Origin of the sequence: Chryseobacterium sp. MYb328, assembly GCF_037572595.1 — a bacterium.
GTDB lineage: Bacteria > Bacteroidota > Bacteroidia > Flavobacteriales > Weeksellaceae > Chryseobacterium > Chryseobacterium pennae.
Window position 1 is genome coordinate 248,622 of record NZ_JBBGZQ010000004.1, and the last position, 16,633, is coordinate 265,254.

Below are 16,633 nucleotides of genomic sequence, written 5' to 3' on the forward strand. Positions count from 1 at the left end.
ATCATACACTTCAGATGAAGTAAGCTGATATAGAAACGTTTTTTATAATGGTACTTCAATAATTACCCGATAGCCACCAACAAAAATGCTGGCAGCCATCAAATAATCATTTATTTTAAATTTTATTTATTCTTTTATACAACGAACTGAGCTTCCTTGTGCTGTTCCAGAACTTGATACACCATGTGTTCCAAATTGTGAGACTTGGAAGATATATGCTGAAGGACTTGAACCGCCTGCTTCACCACTCCAATAGAACCCACTGCTTCCTGCATAAGATGATGATATGGTTCCAAATGATGAATCTCGATTACCAGCTGCTGGCAATTTTAATTTACTTGCAGCGGCAGCATTAATTCCACTGCCCAGTTTAGCAGCCAGTAAATAGTTATCAAGCTGTGATTTACTAGGAACCGTAAATCCTCTAGGACATGGGTTGTTCGGTTTAATACTGGTTTGCCATAAAGTTGGGTCATTATTTATTCTCCATCCACCTCCTGTTCCAATAAATCTTGTATCAGTAGGGTTATCATTAGCAGTAGAAGTTACAGTTGGGTAAACCGGAGTTCCACTTGAAGGACCAGTCCATTTAACCAGTTCATGCCCATCTGGCTTTCTTCCCCATTGGAATAATGATCCATATGCCATATAATCCTGTGCTGAGGTTGCTTGCTGTGCAATACTAAAGTTTGTCCCGTCTATATTAGTATAATCTGCACCTAGGTTATTATTCAACCATGTGTAACCATCTTCAGCCTGAACTGGCAGGTAAAGGAAATTATGCTCACGTAATCCAGAATTGTCTGTTTCGCCAAATTTTCTATCAGGAATACCAGGCAATATACGAACATCATAATTTTTAGATGTCCCGGAATTATTAGATGGGAATTGGAACCTTGCCATTAATACTCCAAGATAATCATTTCCTATTCCGGCATTAATGTCAAGTTTTCTGGCATTCAAAGTACCTCCTATAGCCGTAAGTTTTGCTTTGATTGATCTGGTATTAGAATCATATGATTGTGTTGACCATGAAAGCATAAGCTGTCTGGAAATTCCATCTTCTGTAAGGTTGGCAGGAACCGTTGTTATTGAGCTCCATCCAGTAAGGGAACCACTTCCTGTTGTGGTGACAGGAATAAAGATATCCAGTCCTGATGTAGTAATGAAACCTTGATAATCTGCCAGCTTATCTGGAACACCATCTGCTGCCACAGGTCTGGCAGTTGTTGCAGGGCCTGTAGGCTCTGTATAAGGAGAATAATCACTATCAAGCACCGAGCCTATAAAATATATTCCCTCATTGATGGTAATAGTAGGAGGAACTACCGGGGTTCCATTATTGACCGGAAGTGAAATTGCAGAACAGGTACTTCCATTTACAGTAATACTAAATACTGCAGGGCTTGTAGTCACCGGGGTTCCCAACACATTAAGCTGTAAAGAACCATTTCCCGTCGCAAAATTCCCGGCATTCAATGTAGCAGTTAACCCATTAGACTGAAAAGTCTGCGCAGCATAAGCACTTCCATTACCTCCTGTGTAAGGGATTGTTAAAGTACCGCTGTAAGCTACATTTTGAGTTGCAGAGCTAGGATTAAATACTGCAGAAGCACATACTAAAGCAAATGGGCTTTCTTTCCAGAAACATTGCGACCATGCACCTCCCTGAAAAGCTTTTACACATTGCTCAGAGACATCATAGATAAGCATCCCGTTTACAGGGCTGTTAATCACCCCTGTATTAGGTATTCTGTTCAGTAGTAAACTCTTGTTTGTAGATCCTAATTCAAGATCTGCACTTAAATTAGGGTTAGGTTGATTAATCCCAACCTGTGCAAGGGAAAAAGAGCTAATACTAATGTAAATAGGTAATAATAACTTTTTTTTCATGTTGAATTTTTGTTGTGGTTTAATAAAATTTGTCTATATAAATATTTTTCATTGAAGTTGCAATGAAATAGGGAATAAAAAATCTTGTAAGCAGATCCTTTCAATATCTGTATAGCTAAAAAGTATAGTAAACTGTATACTACTGAAGATAATAATTGTTTATAAGCATTTTAACTACTGATCAACAAACGATTATCATTTCTGCATCTTGTGAACTGCAGAAATTACTTAGATACATGATAATGATCCGGAACTGTTTACTGAAATACAATTACATTATTTTAAAGCAACGGAGCAGGTATTTCCTGCAACATTTACATTCAATGTAATATTGCCGGTCCGATCCGGAGTTCCTGTGATAGAATACTGTAAACGTCCATTCCCAATAGCAAATTGTCCGGCAGGTAAAGCAGCAGTTAATCCATTTGTTTGAATGGATACTGCATCATAAACACCACCATTTCCTCCTGTATAGGGAACCGTCAATACACCTTTATAAGCCTGTCCTGCAATAGGACTGGGAGAAACGGTAGCTGAAGTACATGACAAGGAAACGGGATTCATCAATGCTTTTTTTCCAATCAGTCCTTTTCCAAGACATTTAGACCATTTATCTGCCTGAAATGCTTTTACGCATTCTTCGGATATGTCATAGATCATCATGCCATTAACTGGATTTGCGACTGCAGCAGTGTTGGGAACTCTGTTTAGAAGTAACGTTTTGTTGTTAGACCCCAGTTCAAGATCTGAACTGAGATTGGGATTTTCTTGCTTGATACCTACCTGTGCGAAGGAAAGCACACTGAAACTGAAGGTAATCAGCAGTAATACACTTTTTTTCATTTGTATAAGGTCTTAGTGTTTAAATAATTTTTTTTCTCTCAGTAAAGATATATGTTAAAAATGAATTTGCAAAAAAAAAACGTTAAAATTTGGAAATTTTATCCCTTAGCAATGATTTTATATTTCAATTTAAATAATTGAAATTCACCAAAATATAAGGGTTAAAAGGATGTAAAAAATGATTAACTCAAATTTCAGAGGCTATAAAAAAAGGTACCACATTTTTAAGATTTTTATTGTCTGAAGCTATGCAACTCTGATAACTTTCATCAATAGAAATATTCTTGGTAAAGAATTTTTTACTCTCAATTACGCATTCATCATTTACAATTTCAAAGGAATCCAAAGGAATCATCATTCCTCCTCCATGCGCTTTCATTACTGATTCTTTTCGGGTCCAGTATGAAAAGAAATCCCCAATTTGATCTTCAGAACAATCAATTTTAAGAAATTCCTGTTCTGTCATCTGAAACTGAAAGTCCAGATAATTGATTTTAGGGTCTATAAATTCAACATCAATTCCAATAGGAAATTCTGCAATTGCGCAAGCAACAAGTTCTTTGGAATGAGAAATATTGAAATGAAGAGGCTGCCCTTTCAGGTAAGGTTTATTATCTGGAGTACGCTCAATATATACCTCATCAACATGATACCGGGACTTTAATCCCTGGTACAAAAGCACTCTCCCTAACAGGGAAAGCTGAGCATCCTGCCATCTTCTGTATTTCAGAATATCCTGCTTAAAATCTTCCGGAAAAGAGTTTAAATACCGGTCTAAAAAATACCGATGCTTTTCTTCACTGATAAATGTATATAGAATAACCATTGCTGATGCGCTTCAAATGTGTTATAATGATTTTAAATATAAAAGGGTTAGCCATCAAAAAGTTAAAAATAACATTTTTATCTGTATTTTCTTACGCAATGATACCCAAGGTTAAACTTACACATTCTGAGACTAAAACAACATAGATTAAAGCCTCGTATCAGATATTCTTTCAGAAAAAAAGACTGGAATCATAAAGCGCTTTGAAAAATCTTTTTTAAATTTAGCATAAAATCACTTTAAATCATTTAAAAATGAAAGTACAAACACTATCATTATTGGCAGGGTGTGCATTGTTGGCTGTTTCATGCGGAACTACAAAAACGTACGCTGTAAATGCCAAAAGCGGAACGCAGACCGGCGGAATGGCTAAGTTTACCCAACAGGGGAATGAAGTCATTATGAACCTGAATGTAACGAACCTTACTCCCGGAATTCATGCAGTACATATTCATGAAAAAGGAGACTGTTCTGCGGCGGACGGAACTTCTACAGGCGGACACTGGAATCCTTCCAAGAACGATCACGGAAAATGGGGTGCTGAGCATTTCCACATGGGAGATATTGGAAATCTGGTAGCTGATCAGAGCGGAGTTGCAGTTTTAACCTTCAAGACAGATAAATGGTGTCTTGGATGTACAGATGAATCTAAAAACATCATTGGAAAAGGTCTTATTGTACACGCTGCAGCAGATGATTTCCATACTCAGCCTACCGGAAATGCCGGCGGACGAGTGGGATGTGTAGAGATTAAGTAATCATTTATTTTACACAATAAAAAACCCGATAATTTTCATTATCGGGTTTTTTATGTTTATGATTTTACTCCCATATCGGATACAATATTCATTGCTTCCTGCAGGTAAAGATCTTTTTTCAGATTCTTGATCCACATTTCAGACTTCTTTTTGAAAGCTTCGTCTTTTTTCTCTCTTTCAATCTCACTAGGATACATGATGAACTGTAGGCCGTTCTCAAATTTAGTAAGTACTTTGAATTTTTCAATCTGAGATTTTCTGTGCTTCATCACTTCATTGAATTTATTGATGTTCAATGTAATGTTTTCCTCTTTATCCAGTTTTTCTCTCCATTGTGCGGATTCTAACAGTAGCTGATAGTTTTTATTCTTAGCCATTCTGTCTGCACTTGCTTTTTCAAGAGCCTGGATATTGAAAAAGTTCAGTTTCTGGAACTTTGTAGCCGGAATTTTATCCCAAGCCAAAGCAAAGTCATCATAACGCTCTCCTACTTCTGCATAGGTAAAGAAATCTTTCATCTGAATATCAGAAACAATTCCTTTTCTCTGTGTAGACTCTCCTGTAATTCTGTAGAATTTCTGAATCGTCAGTTTTAAAGATCCGAAATCATCTTCTGTATTCAGGAATCTGTTCAGATCAACAAAAGTCTGAACGGTTCCTTTTCCAAAAGATTGCGGAGATCCAACAACCATAGCTCTTCCGTAATCCTGCATTACGCCTGCTAAAATCTCAGAAGCTGAAGCCGAAAGTTCGTTTTGCATAATAACAAGCGGACCGGTCCAGATCGGAGCTTCATTTTTATTCTTTAGAGTCTGTATTTTCCCGTTTCCATCTTTCACCTGAACATATGGTCCGGCATCCATGAAAAGCCCCATAATATCGCCTACTTCCGTCAGTGATCCACCACCGTTGTTTCTAAGGTCAAGGATAATTCCTTCAATATTCTGAGATTTAAGCTTAACAATCTCATTTTTGATATCATCAGAAGCATTTCTTCCTTTTGAATTTTCAAAATCTGCGTTAAAGCTCGGAAGGTTGATAAACCCATATTTCTTACCGTTAGTAGTATTCACTACAATACTTCTTGCGAAAGTATCTTCAATAGCCACCTCTTCACGGATCATTGTTACATCTTTAATAGTCCCGTCTTTTTTCTGAACGGTTAAGGTAACAGGTGTTCCCTTTTCTCCTCTGATCAGCCTTACAGCTTCGTCGGAAAGCATTCCTACCACATTTACAGCATCATCTTTTGGTTTTGATTTTACTTTCAGGATCTTATCTCCTTCTGAAAGCTGCTTGGATTTCCATGCCGGAGCACCAATGGTAAGAGCACCCAGATAAAGATTTCCTTTTTTCTCCTGGATCAATGCTCCGATACCGATTACTTTACCGGTAAACTGAGTATCAAAATCTTCTTTATCTTTTGGAGAATAGTAGTTGGTATGCGGATCAAATACTTCAGTATAAGCATTCATATATACTGTAAACCAATCCATTTTCTTTCTCTTTTTGAATCTTGTGAAGGTATCTTTTACAAGGTCTTTTACTTCATCCGTTGCTTTTTTGATCTTTTCATCCTGAGTAAGAACCTTAAACTTGATCGTATCATTTAATTTATACTTCTGAACAGAATCTTTCTTCTCTTTCTGAGCTTCTTCTTTACTGTTCATCGATTCAATTTCCTGAAGAATATTATACTTGATGAATTTTTTCCATTCGTTGTACTGTTCCTGCTTATTGGCCGGTACTTTTTTAAGCTTTGGCTCCAGGGTAAGTGTTTCATCTTCCTGAAGGTTAATGGGCTTACTAAAAATATCCTGAGTAATCTTATCGATCTCATCTACTCTTTGGTACAATCTGTCGATTGTAAGTTTATAGAAACTCAAATCTCCCTGGTTGATATAATCATCAAGCTTTGTTTCATGCTTGCTAAATTCATCCATGTCAGACTGCAGGAAATATCTTTTAGCAGGATCCACCAATTCGAAATAATGCTTATAAACATCCTTTGAATAAGCATCATTGATAGGCTTCGGACTATAATGCAGGTAAGAAAGAGTGTTTTTTACGCTCACCATTATTGTCTGCATCTTTTCATCATCGTTTTTCGGCGAATTGAAGCAAAACATTAGACTGGTTAATGGAATCAGTAGTAAAAATTTATTCAGTTTGAAATTTTTCCACATAAACTGTCTTTATTTATTAATTTTTGAAAAATAAGTATTGTAATAAGTAGCAATAATTTGCGGACTGTTACAAACGATCAAATTTAATACCTTATTTACAAATATCGTATAGTTTTGAAGATTTTTATTAAAAGAGACCTGTGGTGCATTTAAGCAATTTGAGTTTTTAAGTTGTTAATATTTCTATTGTTTAATTTATTAATCCATTGTATAACAGCCAGTGCCATTATTTTAGATAATATTTGAGCTGTTATAGCCTATGTATATTATTTGAAACATAATAAATGTTAAAAAAAACTTTCTTTTTAATATCCATTATATGTTTAATATTTATGAACAAATAATCATGCTTATAAACTTTATTCAAATTCATAATATTTTATTTTTACTAATAAAAAAAAATCAACGTCTATTACATTTACAAAATATATCACAAACATGTGATAATATAAAAAAATAATACTACTTTTGAAAAACACACGAATTTTGAAAAAACACACGAATATGAAAAAACTTTTGTATAATCCCGCTCTCCTATTTCTGTATTCATATAATAATCTTTTCTGATAGATTAATAGAAATTAGCCTTTTCGATATCATCTGACATTATTAGTAAGTGTCAGAAGCGCTAAAATATATACCTTATGAATTTATCAGAAAATATCATTAGAAATCTATTGTTATCTGACAATGGAAACCAAATACTTTATAATCTGAATAGCTTATCTGGAAAAGAAATAGCTGAAAAAACATTAACCCTAGCCGTTAATTTAAAATCCACAGGAAAACTCAGCTGTGGAGATAGAGTCATCTTGAGCATGAATGATTCCCCAGAATTTATTTATTCATTCTTATCTTTAATATCTATAGGATGCATTCCAGTTCCTGTAAATCCGATGATTCAGGATTCTGAATTAGAATATATTCTACAAGATTCTAAAGCACGGGGGATCATTATAGACAGTCAACAATACCTCCGTTTACATAAGGTTGTACATAATTCAATTTACATTGTAAATGAATGTATTATCGTGAACACTCCTTTAAAAGACGAATATCATTCGGATAATTATCTGCATAAGTATATGGTACTAAAGACTCATAATAGCTTTTCTGATATGGATTTTGCATATGAACAAAATAACCCGATTGCCTTTTGGCAATATACTTCAGGAACCACAGGAAAACCCAAAGCGGTTCAGCACACTCATGCCACCATGCTTTTAAATACGAATCTGTTTGCACAAAAGACATTGGGAATTTGTAAAGAAGATATTATTATGTCTGTCTCTAAAATGTTCTTTGGATACGGATTGGGAAACAGCTTATTTTTTCCATTAATTATAGGTTCATCTGTAGTAATTGATGAAAAATGGTTTTCTATTGATCAATTGAAAAAAAATATCCGGCTCTACAAACCTTCTGTTTTCTTTGGTACTCCAAAAGTATACTTAGATATACTGCATCACTACAAAAGTTTTTCGCAAAACGATTTCAACAGTATAAGATTATTTGTGTCAGCAGGCTCTTCACTTCCTGAATCTATTGCCAGAGAATGGGACGCAAAATTTGAGAAAACAATTATTAATGGGATAGGCTCAACAGAAATAGGTCATATTTTCATGTGTAACCGTCATTTAAAAAAACAAAATAAGAATTCATCTTTGGGAATTCCTGTTTCCGGCTATCAGATAAAAATATGCAAAATAGATAACCCTGACGTAAGCATAAAAAACCATAACGAAATAGGAGAATTATGTGTCTCCCCTCCTGAAAGTACACTCAGCTCATATTGGGAAAAAGAAGAAGCCAATAAAGTAAAGTATAAAGAGGGCTGGTACTTTTCAGGGGATCTATGTTCCCAAGCAGAAGATGGCACTTATACTTATCATGGAAGAAAAGATGATTTATTTAAAGTAAACGGACGCTGGGTAAACCCTTTGGAAATAGAAAATATCATATTACGGAGTTTCCAGGAAGTGGATGAATGTGCAGTAACCTATTATTTAGATGATGACGCCCTGATCAAGCCAGTACTGTATGTCGTGGGAAAAGAGGACTGCAATATGGTTTTTCTTTCTGATGAAATTCAAAAGAAGTTATCAGAAGTTTTTCCCTCCTATAAACGTCCTTCCAAAATTCATTTTATAAAAGAATTACCAAGAAACAGTAATGGAAAAATATACAGGAAGGGGTTGGTAAATCACTGTTAAAAAAAATAATTATGAATATATTATGCAGATAATAGATGCAATTAGCCAGATCCCGGGGTTAAATATCTCTGGTAATCGCGGGAAAATGGAGAAAGGTTTTCAATGTCAGATATACGAAGTTGAAAAAGAAAAATCTTTATCCACTTGGTCTGTGGATACATGCAGGCAATTATTAGATCAAAATGGTATTATGCCTCATGAATTAGGTATAATTATTAATGCTTCCATTTCATTATATGATACAACCTCTCTGAGAAATACTTCAGCTCCCGGAGTAGGCCACGAAGTACAAAAACATTTAGAAGCAAAAAATGCATTCGTATTTGAAATGTTTCATAGTGACCTAGGAAATATGATCAAAATTGCATCTTCTTTTTTATTGACTTCAGAGTCCAAATATGCATTGGTGATTCAGTCAAATAAATTTTCTGCCTTTCTTAAGGATAATGAGAATGGGTTTTGTATTCCTGATGGAGTTAATGCATTATTACTTAAGGCCAGCAACAACAAAATAGAATTAGAAAACATCCATATCTCTTCTCCTGAAGCACCAAAAGCAAGCCTAAGTTTCAATGAAGGAAATGAAGAAGCTCTGATAGAAGAAAACATTTTTAGACTCAACTGGAATTATAGTTCCTCTTTTGTAAAAACTATAAATTCTGAATTTGAAAATATATTATTAAAGCTGGAAGGCCAACAGACTCCGATTATTACAGAAAAATGGTTTTCAGAACATCTGTCACCCCAAGAAACAGAAGATACATTGGCAATGAACAGTATTCCTTGGCATTTACAAGAAAACACAGAAATGAAGAAACAACCGTTAACAATGATAGCGTATAACCCATTCCTTTCACATTATTCGGTTTTAAAAATTACAAATGAGATATAATTCCTCAATAAAAAGCGTGGCAGTAGGATTTCCAGAGAAATATTACACCAATGATATGCCTCCATTTTCCAGCATTCCCAATCTTCCTAAAAACTGGTGGAGAAACTGGGGAATGGAAGGGAGATATATGGTAGACAAAGAGAAAGGCGAATCTTGTTCCCAGCTTGCTAAGAAAGCGTCTTTGGGAGCAATAAAAAAAGCCGGTCTTTTAGCGCATGACATAGACCTTATCATAGGAACAACATGCACCATTACAGGCTGGTCTGATAAAGAAAATGACAGGATCTTTCCCGGAATTTCAGAATATTTAAAAACCGAGTTGCAATGTAAACATTCAGCGATGACTATAGAAGTCAATCAGGCATGCATCTCTTTTCTCGTAGCACTACAAATGGCCTCTGATTACATAAAAACAGGAAAGTACAAAAACGTATTGATCTGCTCTGCAGAAACTTTTACACAAATTGCTGATTTTTCCTTACCCTCTTCTACCCTTTTTGGAGACGGCGCTGCAGCGGTAGTGGTAGGAAGATCAGAAAAAGAAGGAAAATTAGTTTCTTCTCATTATAAAAGCATTCCCATCTATAATGATATTGCAACATTGCAATGGAAATCTCCTCCAGATAAGCCCGGGAAAGAATTTACCCGTCCTTATTTTACATTAGGACAAGATGCACCCACTCAAATGCAGACATTCGTTCCTCACAATGTCCCTGAGGTTACCTTTAAAGCCTTAGAAAAAGCAAATGCCACGCTTGAGGACATCCACCACTTTGTCTTTCATCAGCCCTCAAAAATGCTCATCAGAATGTGGGCAATGGGAATAGGAATAAAGAAAGATAAATATACAACTACCGTAGAAAAATACAGTTGTCTCAGCTCTGCCTCAATTCCGGTGACCCTATACTTTGCATTAAAAGATGAAAAAATAAAACCCAATAATAAAATTGTTTTCGCCGGTGCAGGAATCGGATGGGGGTTTGGAGCACAGGTATGGAATACAGAAAATATTAACTATTAAAAAATACAACAGAATGGAAAATCAAGAATTATTTAACAAAGTATACGCAGTTTTAGCAGATATTGCAGAATGCGAAATTAATATTATTAAGCCTGACACAGACTTATTAAATGAAATAGGAGTCACTTCTCTTATGGGATTAGAAGTTTTAGTGGAATTGGAAAGAGAATTCAATATCAGTTTAGACGAAGGAATTCTTATCAAAATGAAAACACCAAAAGACATCGTAGAAGTTCTGGAAGAAGAACTGGCCATTTAAAGTCTAAAAGCAAAGTCTTTGGAGGTTACAAAAGAGTTGGGAACCCAAGACTTTAATAGATTTTGACTTTCCACCGATATTAACAAAGCCTGTTAATATTGGTTTATAACAGACATCCGTAATTAAAAATACTTGCTTTCAAAAAAGTGAGGGTGATCTCTTTTTTTAAAAAACAAATAAAATAATCCAGTAATGATTGAAAATTTAGAAGTCGACGAATTAGTAATAGGAGCAGGACTTTGTGGGCTTATGTATGGACTTTCAGCGGTTTCCGAAGGAAGCTCAGTTGCCATCAGCGAAGCCCATCATAAAGTAGGAGGTTATGCTACCAATTTTTACCGGAATAAAAGAAAATTTGTTTTTGATTGTAGCCAGCATAAAGTGAGCGGGCTCAAAGAAAATGTTGGAAACCTTTGGATTTCCCTTAAAAGATTAGGCCTGCAATCATTGCTGGATGAATTTGAGCTGCATGAAGAAATAGGGACCGTAGTTTATAAAAACCAATTCATCAAACTCCCATCTGAGCCGGAAGACATTAAAGAAACCCTTATTAATTACTTTCCTGATGAAATAATAGGGATAGAAAAGCTTTTCCATGATATAGAATCTCATGGGTATCAGCATTATATGTTTTTCAGAAAGCTAATGAATGAATACACCATCAACAGGGATATCTTGAAAGAAAGCAGAAGCCTGTCCAAAATAACTGCCCGTGAATATTTCAATACCCTTTTCAAAGGACAGGATATCATAGAAGTACTCAGCCCTATTGCTATTTATTCAGGTTCCATTTCCAATGAAGTGAATGCTTTTTATTTTCTTCATTGCCTTTATGCCATGTTTTATGGTGGCCCTGCATTTATGAAAGGAACCGGACAACGCATTTCGGACTTATTATTAAAAGAATTTGTAGATCGTGGCGGAATACTGCTAAAGAAAAATAAGGTATATGAAATGGAAGATATAGGAGATCATATGCTTGTAACCACTCGAAAAAATATAGTAAAAACAAAAAGAGTCATTGCAACCTGTCCTCCTGAAGACGTAGTAAAAATGCTGAAATCAGATGAAAAGTCACAGAAATTTAAGCAAGTCCTTAACAACTTCACCGTAGGATGGGGCCATTTTTGTGTATTCGTTGTGCTTTCTGTACCACCTGAAGAATTGGGAATAACTTCTCCTGAATATCTTTTAGTATCCGATACAGGGGACAACTTTACAGAAGATGATTTTGAAAAGGATAGATATTATGACCTTTTTACATTGAGTGTCAGTAACTATCATCGTGTAGACCCGGAAGGAGGCTATATTCTTCAATTCATTATTTTGGATCATGGAGACCGTTGGTTCTCCCTTTCCGAAGACGAATACAATCAAAGAAAAGAAAAAATTCAGGGAAAACTGATCAAAAGAGTCCTTAACACTTTTCCTCAGATAGAAGATAAATTGGTTTATACAGAATCTTCAACTCCAAAGACTAATTACAAATTTACACTGGCTACTAAAGGTTCGGCTTTCGCCTACAAAATGCTTCCAAAAACCAATTTAGGACTATTGAGCAACTTCCCAAATGACAAAGTAAAACTGGTAAGCACATGGTCCGGAGGTCCCGGTTATGAAACCGCAATGTGTTTCGGATTTACACAAGGAAAATTATTAAATATGAAAAAAACACAGAATACATGAGCAATCTAAAGAAAAAAACACTAAGCCCGAAGTTTACCCTCTTATTAGAAAAACTGAATAAAGCTTCCGAAAAAAAACAGATGAGCCTCCTTCTGGATCATCCTTGGGACGAACCTGTAGAAAACGCCTGGCTGAAAAAAAGAGAAAATATTGCGATCTACGGAACACCTTATTATGACCTTGCTACAGAAGAAGAAAGAAGACTTTTATCCATCTATGAAACAGGTTCATGGTGGTATACTTTCATTGTATTCGAAAACCTCGTGTCAGAATACTATATGAAAATCGTCAATCATGGCTCCCTTAAAAAATTTCCCGAAGTCGTAAAATACATACACCATTTCTGCAAAGAAGAAATAGTGCATGCAATGGTCTTCAAAAAGGCAATGGCCCATTTTCAGATTACCTCCTTCCCCAGCCCTTTAAACCTTAGAGAAATATACAGCCACAATGCCGCAATGTCCGAATTTCCCCTAAAGGCCATCTACCTTACCATTCTTATTGAATGGCTGGCAGAAAACAATGCAATGGAAGACTGCAACAGCAAGGAAATTTCCCCCTTATCAAGAGCAGTAGCCGTAGAACATCATAAAGAAGAAGCAAGACATATAGAATGGGGCAAAAATATGATCCGTGAGTTTATAGATATGGTTCCTGAATTTTTGAAAGAAGCACAGGAAAGCACAGCACCAATGCTCAGAAGCATGCTTGATATGTCGGTCTGCAGTATTGTAGTGTATTCCCGTGTCGGTTTTCAGAATCCCGCATTCAGAGATTATAAAAAACTGATTCCTGCCGTGTTGGAAAGTGAAAACCGTCAAAAAATCAATTCCAGAATTATGGCTCCTCTGATGAGATACTTTCTGGAACTTGGAATCTGTGATCCTAATGATGATGAAAACATGAAAGTATGGAGAGACAACAGATTTGAAAAAGATGTGAAAGATGCTGTAGAATATTTCAGAAAAAAATCTGCCGGAACAGAGGATATAGATAATGTAATGAACAAAAACTACGACTAATGAATACTGTCATATCCGGATTTGGTCATGCTCTGCCTTCTTCAACTATAGACAACAAAACAATTGTTAAATGGATGAATACCACGGAAGAATTCATAGAAACCCGTACAGGCGTGCTTACCAGACAACATATTTCTGAAAATGAAAGCACAGGCGTATTAATGGTAGAAGCCTCCAAAAAAGCAATTGAAAAAGCCAATCTCTTACCGGAAGATATCGATATGCTGATTGTAAATACTTTGAGTCCGGATTACCATGATCCATCTCAGGCCTGCCTTATTCAGCCAATGCTTTCTCTGAAAAATACAATTCCCGTATTTGATATCCGAGCACAGTGCAGCGGGCTTATTTATGGAATGGACATCGCAAAACAATTTATAGCCACCGGAACACATCAGAATATATTAGTCTGCTGCGGAGAAGCTTTATCAAAAAGAATGGATTATTCTGATGACGGCAGAAACCTCTCCATATTACTTGGTGATGGCGCCGGAGCTGTTGTGCTAAGTGCTTCAGAGGATCAGAACAAAGGAATTCTGGATGCTGCAATACACGCTGATGGAAGTTATTTTGAACTGCTTTGGACAGAAAGTCCGGGTACATCAGGCAAAACCTTCAGCGGAGATGAAAGCAAATGTTCCTATTTCCGAATGAATGGCAAAGACATGTTTAAACATGCGGTAGAAAAATTCACAGAAGTAACAGTACAGACATTGAAAAAGCACAATCTTTCCATGGAAGATATAGATGTTATTATTCCCCACCAGCCCAATATGAGAATTTTGGATGCGGTGATAAATACTCTGGGAATTCCAAGAAATAAGGTACAGATCAATGTACATAAATATGGAAATATTGCTTCCGGTTCTTTACCCATCACTCTGAGTGAATATATGGAGAATACTCCTCCGGAAGAAAGAGAAGGAAAGCTTGGACTTATAGTGGGATACGGCTCCGGAGCAACATGGGGAAGTGTTTTATATAAATTCTAATCTATAACACCATGTGGATCAATAAAACAGGAAATATAAGCAGCTCTTTGGCCATCTTGGGAACAATCTCCAACCCGGTTTATCTGGTAAAAGAAGATCAGGAATACATCCTGATAGAAGGAGGGTTAACCCGGGATGCCAAAGCGCTGCTGGCACAATTGAAAGAACATGTTTCTGATCTCTCATTAGTCAGACACTGGTTTATTACACACTCCCATTATGATCATTGCGGAGCTATAGAATCTCTTTATCCTTATCTGAAGCATATAAAACTATATGCCTCGGAACATGCGGTGAAAAACTTTCGTAATGAAAAATATGTAAAAAGGATTCGTCAGCTGAATGCCTTGATATCAGATAAAGAGATTAAAAAATTTCCTGCGGACTTACAACAGATTCCTTTCATCATTCTGAAAGATAGGGAACAAATAAAAACGGAATCTGGAATCTGGGAAGTAATCTATACTCCGGGCCATAGTCTATGCTCTGTGAGTATTCATTATAAAGAAAAAGACATTTTGTTCGTATCGGATGCTTTAGGGGAAATTATCAATACAAAAAAATGGTTTCCGTTGGCTTTTGATCATGTAAAACAATTTATAAACAGTATCAATAGATTGGGAGATCTGCGTGCCGATACCATTGCTTTAGGACACAATGGTATCCTTACAAGTGTGGAGGCCCTATCTGCACCAGCCTGCAGCCTTCTTGGGTGTAATGACTTGATAGAGTTTGTGGCCGTTCGTAAAGATTATTTATCAGAAGAAGAATTGGTGGATCACGTATGTAAAAAATATAAAGTGATGGATCATTCCTTCATTCCGGATAAAGTATACAGAAAAAGTATAGAACTATTAATCTCTCATTTAAAAACAGAATCATTCGTATGAATCAAAATCCAAAATATAAAGAATATGACGCTTGCATTGTAGGAGCAGGAATTGCCGGTATTTTCCTGGCCTGGCTGCTTGGTTCACAAGGCAAAAAAATCCTGATTTTAGAAAAAAACGCTAAAGTCAATATGAATGGTGCCGATATTTTGAAGCCTTCCGGTATCAATGTCCTTGAAAAACACGGACTGCTACAGGAACTTATGAATAAGGAATGCAGAGTGAGAAATCACCTCAGCGTTTTTCATGACGGTATTCAGGTCGATCACATCAATTATAAAGCAGAAAACGAAAGAGGATATTTCATGGTTTGTCCATACAGTGTTTTACTGGAAACTATTTATGATAAAATTCAGGCCATCGAAACCGTAGAACTATTGGTCAATCAATCCGTTTCAAAAATTAATGAAGTGGAAAATGGGGTCTATGTAACCCTTAATTCAGAAGAGGAGATTTTTAGCAATATCCTTATCGGAGCGGACGGAACCAAATCCATTGTAAGAGAATATGCTGGAATAAAAGCCCATTTCGACTATTACGATCATGTGATGTATTTCAACAAATACCCTATTACATCAAGTGTAGAAGAGCTCAACCGATTGTATGTAGACAAAAACGGAGGGCTCGCCTATTTCTACCCAATCAACAATACAGAAGCCCGATGTATTTTAGGGTTTAATATGGAAGAAGGGAAAAACCTGAAAGAATCCGGAAACAAAGAAACTTTGATCAAACGACTGAAAACATTTGTTACCCAAAGTGATGACATGTTAAACCAGATCAATTCACTGGACAATTTCCTCACTTTTCCCTTATGCAGAATGCATTCTGAACAATACTTTAAAGGAAGGATACTTCTTTTGGGAAATGCGGCCCATTCCATCCATCCCATTACGGGACAGGGAATGAACCTGGCTATTGAAGATACAGGAGAACTGTTCATCTGGCTTTCAAAATATTTTAACAGTGAAATTTCTTTGGAAGAAGCACTGGCAGACTATCAGGAGCAGCGTTTTGAACTTAACAGTAAAGTTCTTGCTTATGGTCACCGTCTGGCAGGCAGTTTCGGAAGCGCAGAAGACTTTATGAACAGCCTTAATTCCAAAATACAGACCAGCAGCAGAGACCTTTCCATACTCAATAAGATTTAAA

Annotated in this window: 14 protein-coding genes; 10 read left to right on the top strand and 4 right to left on the bottom strand. The window is 36.1% G+C overall.

Annotated features, from left to right (window positions below):
- Positions 1 to 126: 126 nt before the first annotated feature.
- The 3 genes from WH267_RS06650 to WH267_RS06660 form a co-directional block, all read right to left on the bottom strand.
- Positions 127 to 1,893, bottom strand: coding sequence for a hypothetical protein (locus WH267_RS06650; protein ID WP_340006737.1), 1,767 nt, complete (start codon positions 1,891 to 1,893; stop codon positions 127 to 129).
- Between the two features lie 276 nt (positions 1,894 to 2,169).
- Positions 2,170 to 2,736 (bottom strand): hypothetical protein, encoded by a 567-nt coding sequence (locus WH267_RS06655; protein WP_115973094.1) that lies wholly within the window; start codon positions 2,734 to 2,736, stop codon positions 2,170 to 2,172.
- A gap of 187 nt (positions 2,737 to 2,923) precedes the next feature.
- Positions 2,924 to 3,562: a 4'-phosphopantetheinyl transferase family protein gene (locus WH267_RS06660; protein ID WP_340006741.1), complete on the bottom strand. Its 639-nt coding sequence runs from the start codon at positions 3,560 to 3,562 to the stop codon at positions 2,924 to 2,926.
- A gap of 254 nt (positions 3,563 to 3,816) precedes the next feature.
- Between WH267_RS06660 and WH267_RS06665 the strand changes: the two genes are divergently transcribed.
- Positions 3,817 to 4,320, top strand: coding sequence for a superoxide dismutase family protein (locus WH267_RS06665; RefSeq protein ID WP_340006743.1), 504 nt, complete (start codon positions 3,817 to 3,819; stop codon positions 4,318 to 4,320).
- A 56-nt stretch (positions 4,321 to 4,376) separates the two neighbouring features.
- Here the strand turns inward: WH267_RS06665 and WH267_RS06670 are convergent, their stop codons facing one another.
- Positions 4,377 to 6,506 (bottom strand): carboxy terminal-processing peptidase, encoded by a 2,130-nt coding sequence (locus WH267_RS06670; RefSeq protein WP_340006745.1) that lies wholly within the window; start codon positions 6,504 to 6,506, stop codon positions 4,377 to 4,379.
- A gap of 644 nt (positions 6,507 to 7,150) precedes the next feature.
- On the opposite strand from WH267_RS06670, the gene WH267_RS06675 reads away from it, so the two are divergent.
- From WH267_RS06675 to WH267_RS06715, 9 genes are all read left to right on the top strand, one after another.
- The gene (locus WH267_RS06675) at positions 7,151 to 8,719 is read left to right on the top strand and encodes an AMP-binding protein (protein WP_340006747.1); all 1,569 of its coding nucleotides are present in this window, start codon (positions 7,151 to 7,153) and stop codon (positions 8,717 to 8,719) included.
- Between the two features lie 85 nt (positions 8,720 to 8,804).
- Entirely contained in the window at positions 8,805 to 9,611 is an 807-nt protein-coding gene (locus tag WH267_RS06680; protein WP_340006749.1) for a hypothetical protein, read from the top strand.
- Positions 9,601 to 10,632, top strand: coding sequence for a 3-oxoacyl-ACP synthase III family protein (locus tag WH267_RS06685; RefSeq protein WP_123320263.1), 1,032 nt, complete (start codon positions 9,601 to 9,603; stop codon positions 10,630 to 10,632). The genes WH267_RS06680 and WH267_RS06685 overlap by 11 nt, the downstream gene beginning before the upstream one ends.
- A gap of 13 nt (positions 10,633 to 10,645) precedes the next feature.
- Positions 10,646 to 10,891, top strand: a complete 246-nt coding sequence (locus tag WH267_RS06690; protein WP_123320262.1) for an acyl carrier protein — start codon at positions 10,646 to 10,648, stop codon at positions 10,889 to 10,891.
- Between the two features lie 192 nt (positions 10,892 to 11,083).
- Positions 11,084 to 12,577 carry a phytoene desaturase family protein gene (locus WH267_RS06695; RefSeq protein ID WP_340006754.1) on the top strand — a complete coding sequence of 498 codons (1,494 nt, stop codon included), beginning with the start codon at positions 11,084 to 11,086 and terminating at the stop codon, positions 12,575 to 12,577.
- Positions 12,574 to 13,599 carry a diiron oxygenase gene (locus tag WH267_RS06700; protein WP_340006756.1) on the top strand — a complete coding sequence of 342 codons (1,026 nt, stop codon included), beginning with the start codon at positions 12,574 to 12,576 and terminating at the stop codon, positions 13,597 to 13,599. The genes WH267_RS06695 and WH267_RS06700 overlap by 4 nt, the downstream gene beginning before the upstream one ends.
- Positions 13,599 to 14,591 (top strand): 3-oxoacyl-ACP synthase III family protein, encoded by a 993-nt coding sequence (locus WH267_RS06705; protein ID WP_115973104.1) that lies wholly within the window; start codon positions 13,599 to 13,601, stop codon positions 14,589 to 14,591. The genes WH267_RS06700 and WH267_RS06705 overlap by 1 nt, the downstream gene beginning before the upstream one ends.
- 11 nt (positions 14,592 to 14,602) lie before the next feature.
- The gene (locus tag WH267_RS06710) at positions 14,603 to 15,481 is read left to right on the top strand and encodes an MBL fold metallo-hydrolase (RefSeq protein ID WP_340006760.1); all 879 of its coding nucleotides are present in this window, start codon (positions 14,603 to 14,605) and stop codon (positions 15,479 to 15,481) included.
- Complete coding sequence (locus WH267_RS06715; RefSeq protein WP_340006762.1) at positions 15,478 to 16,632, top strand: FAD-dependent monooxygenase; 1,155 nt, start codon at positions 15,478 to 15,480, stop codon at positions 16,630 to 16,632. Before WH267_RS06710 ends, WH267_RS06715 begins: the two co-directional genes overlap by 4 nt.
- Position 16,633 lies beyond the last annotated feature (1 nt).

Excerpts from the sequence above, each read along its gene's own strand:
- WH267_RS06650 (WP_340006737.1), bottom strand. The coding sequence starts at position 1,893 with ATGAAAAAAAAGTTATTATTACCTATTTACATTAGTATTAGCTCTTTT.
- WH267_RS06655 (WP_115973094.1), bottom strand. The coding sequence starts at position 2,736 with ATGAAAAAAAGTGTATTACTGCTGATTACCTTCAGTTTCAGTGTGCTT.
- WH267_RS06660 (WP_340006741.1), bottom strand. The coding sequence starts at position 3,562 with ATGGTTATTCTATATACATTTATCAGTGAAGAAAAGCATCGGTATTTT.
- WH267_RS06665 (WP_340006743.1), top strand. The coding sequence starts at position 3,817 with ATGAAAGTACAAACACTATCATTATTGGCAGGGTGTGCATTGTTGGCT.
- WH267_RS06670 (WP_340006745.1), bottom strand. The coding sequence starts at position 6,506 with ATGTGGAAAAATTTCAAACTGAATAAATTTTTACTACTGATTCCATTA.
- WH267_RS06675 (WP_340006747.1), top strand. The coding sequence starts at position 7,151 with ATGAATTTATCAGAAAATATCATTAGAAATCTATTGTTATCTGACAAT.
- WH267_RS06680 (WP_340006749.1), top strand. The coding sequence starts at position 8,805 with ATGGAGAAAGGTTTTCAATGTCAGATATACGAAGTTGAAAAAGAAAAA.
- WH267_RS06685 (WP_123320263.1), top strand. The coding sequence starts at position 9,601 with ATGAGATATAATTCCTCAATAAAAAGCGTGGCAGTAGGATTTCCAGAG.
- WH267_RS06690 (WP_123320262.1), top strand. The coding sequence starts at position 10,646 with ATGGAAAATCAAGAATTATTTAACAAAGTATACGCAGTTTTAGCAGAT.
- WH267_RS06695 (WP_340006754.1), top strand. The coding sequence starts at position 11,084 with ATGATTGAAAATTTAGAAGTCGACGAATTAGTAATAGGAGCAGGACTT.
- WH267_RS06700 (WP_340006756.1), top strand. The coding sequence starts at position 12,574 with ATGAGCAATCTAAAGAAAAAAACACTAAGCCCGAAGTTTACCCTCTTA.
- WH267_RS06705 (WP_115973104.1), top strand. The coding sequence starts at position 13,599 with ATGAATACTGTCATATCCGGATTTGGTCATGCTCTGCCTTCTTCAACT.
- WH267_RS06710 (WP_340006760.1), top strand. The coding sequence starts at position 14,603 with ATGTGGATCAATAAAACAGGAAATATAAGCAGCTCTTTGGCCATCTTG.
- WH267_RS06715 (WP_340006762.1), top strand. The coding sequence starts at position 15,478 with ATGAATCAAAATCCAAAATATAAAGAATATGACGCTTGCATTGTAGGA.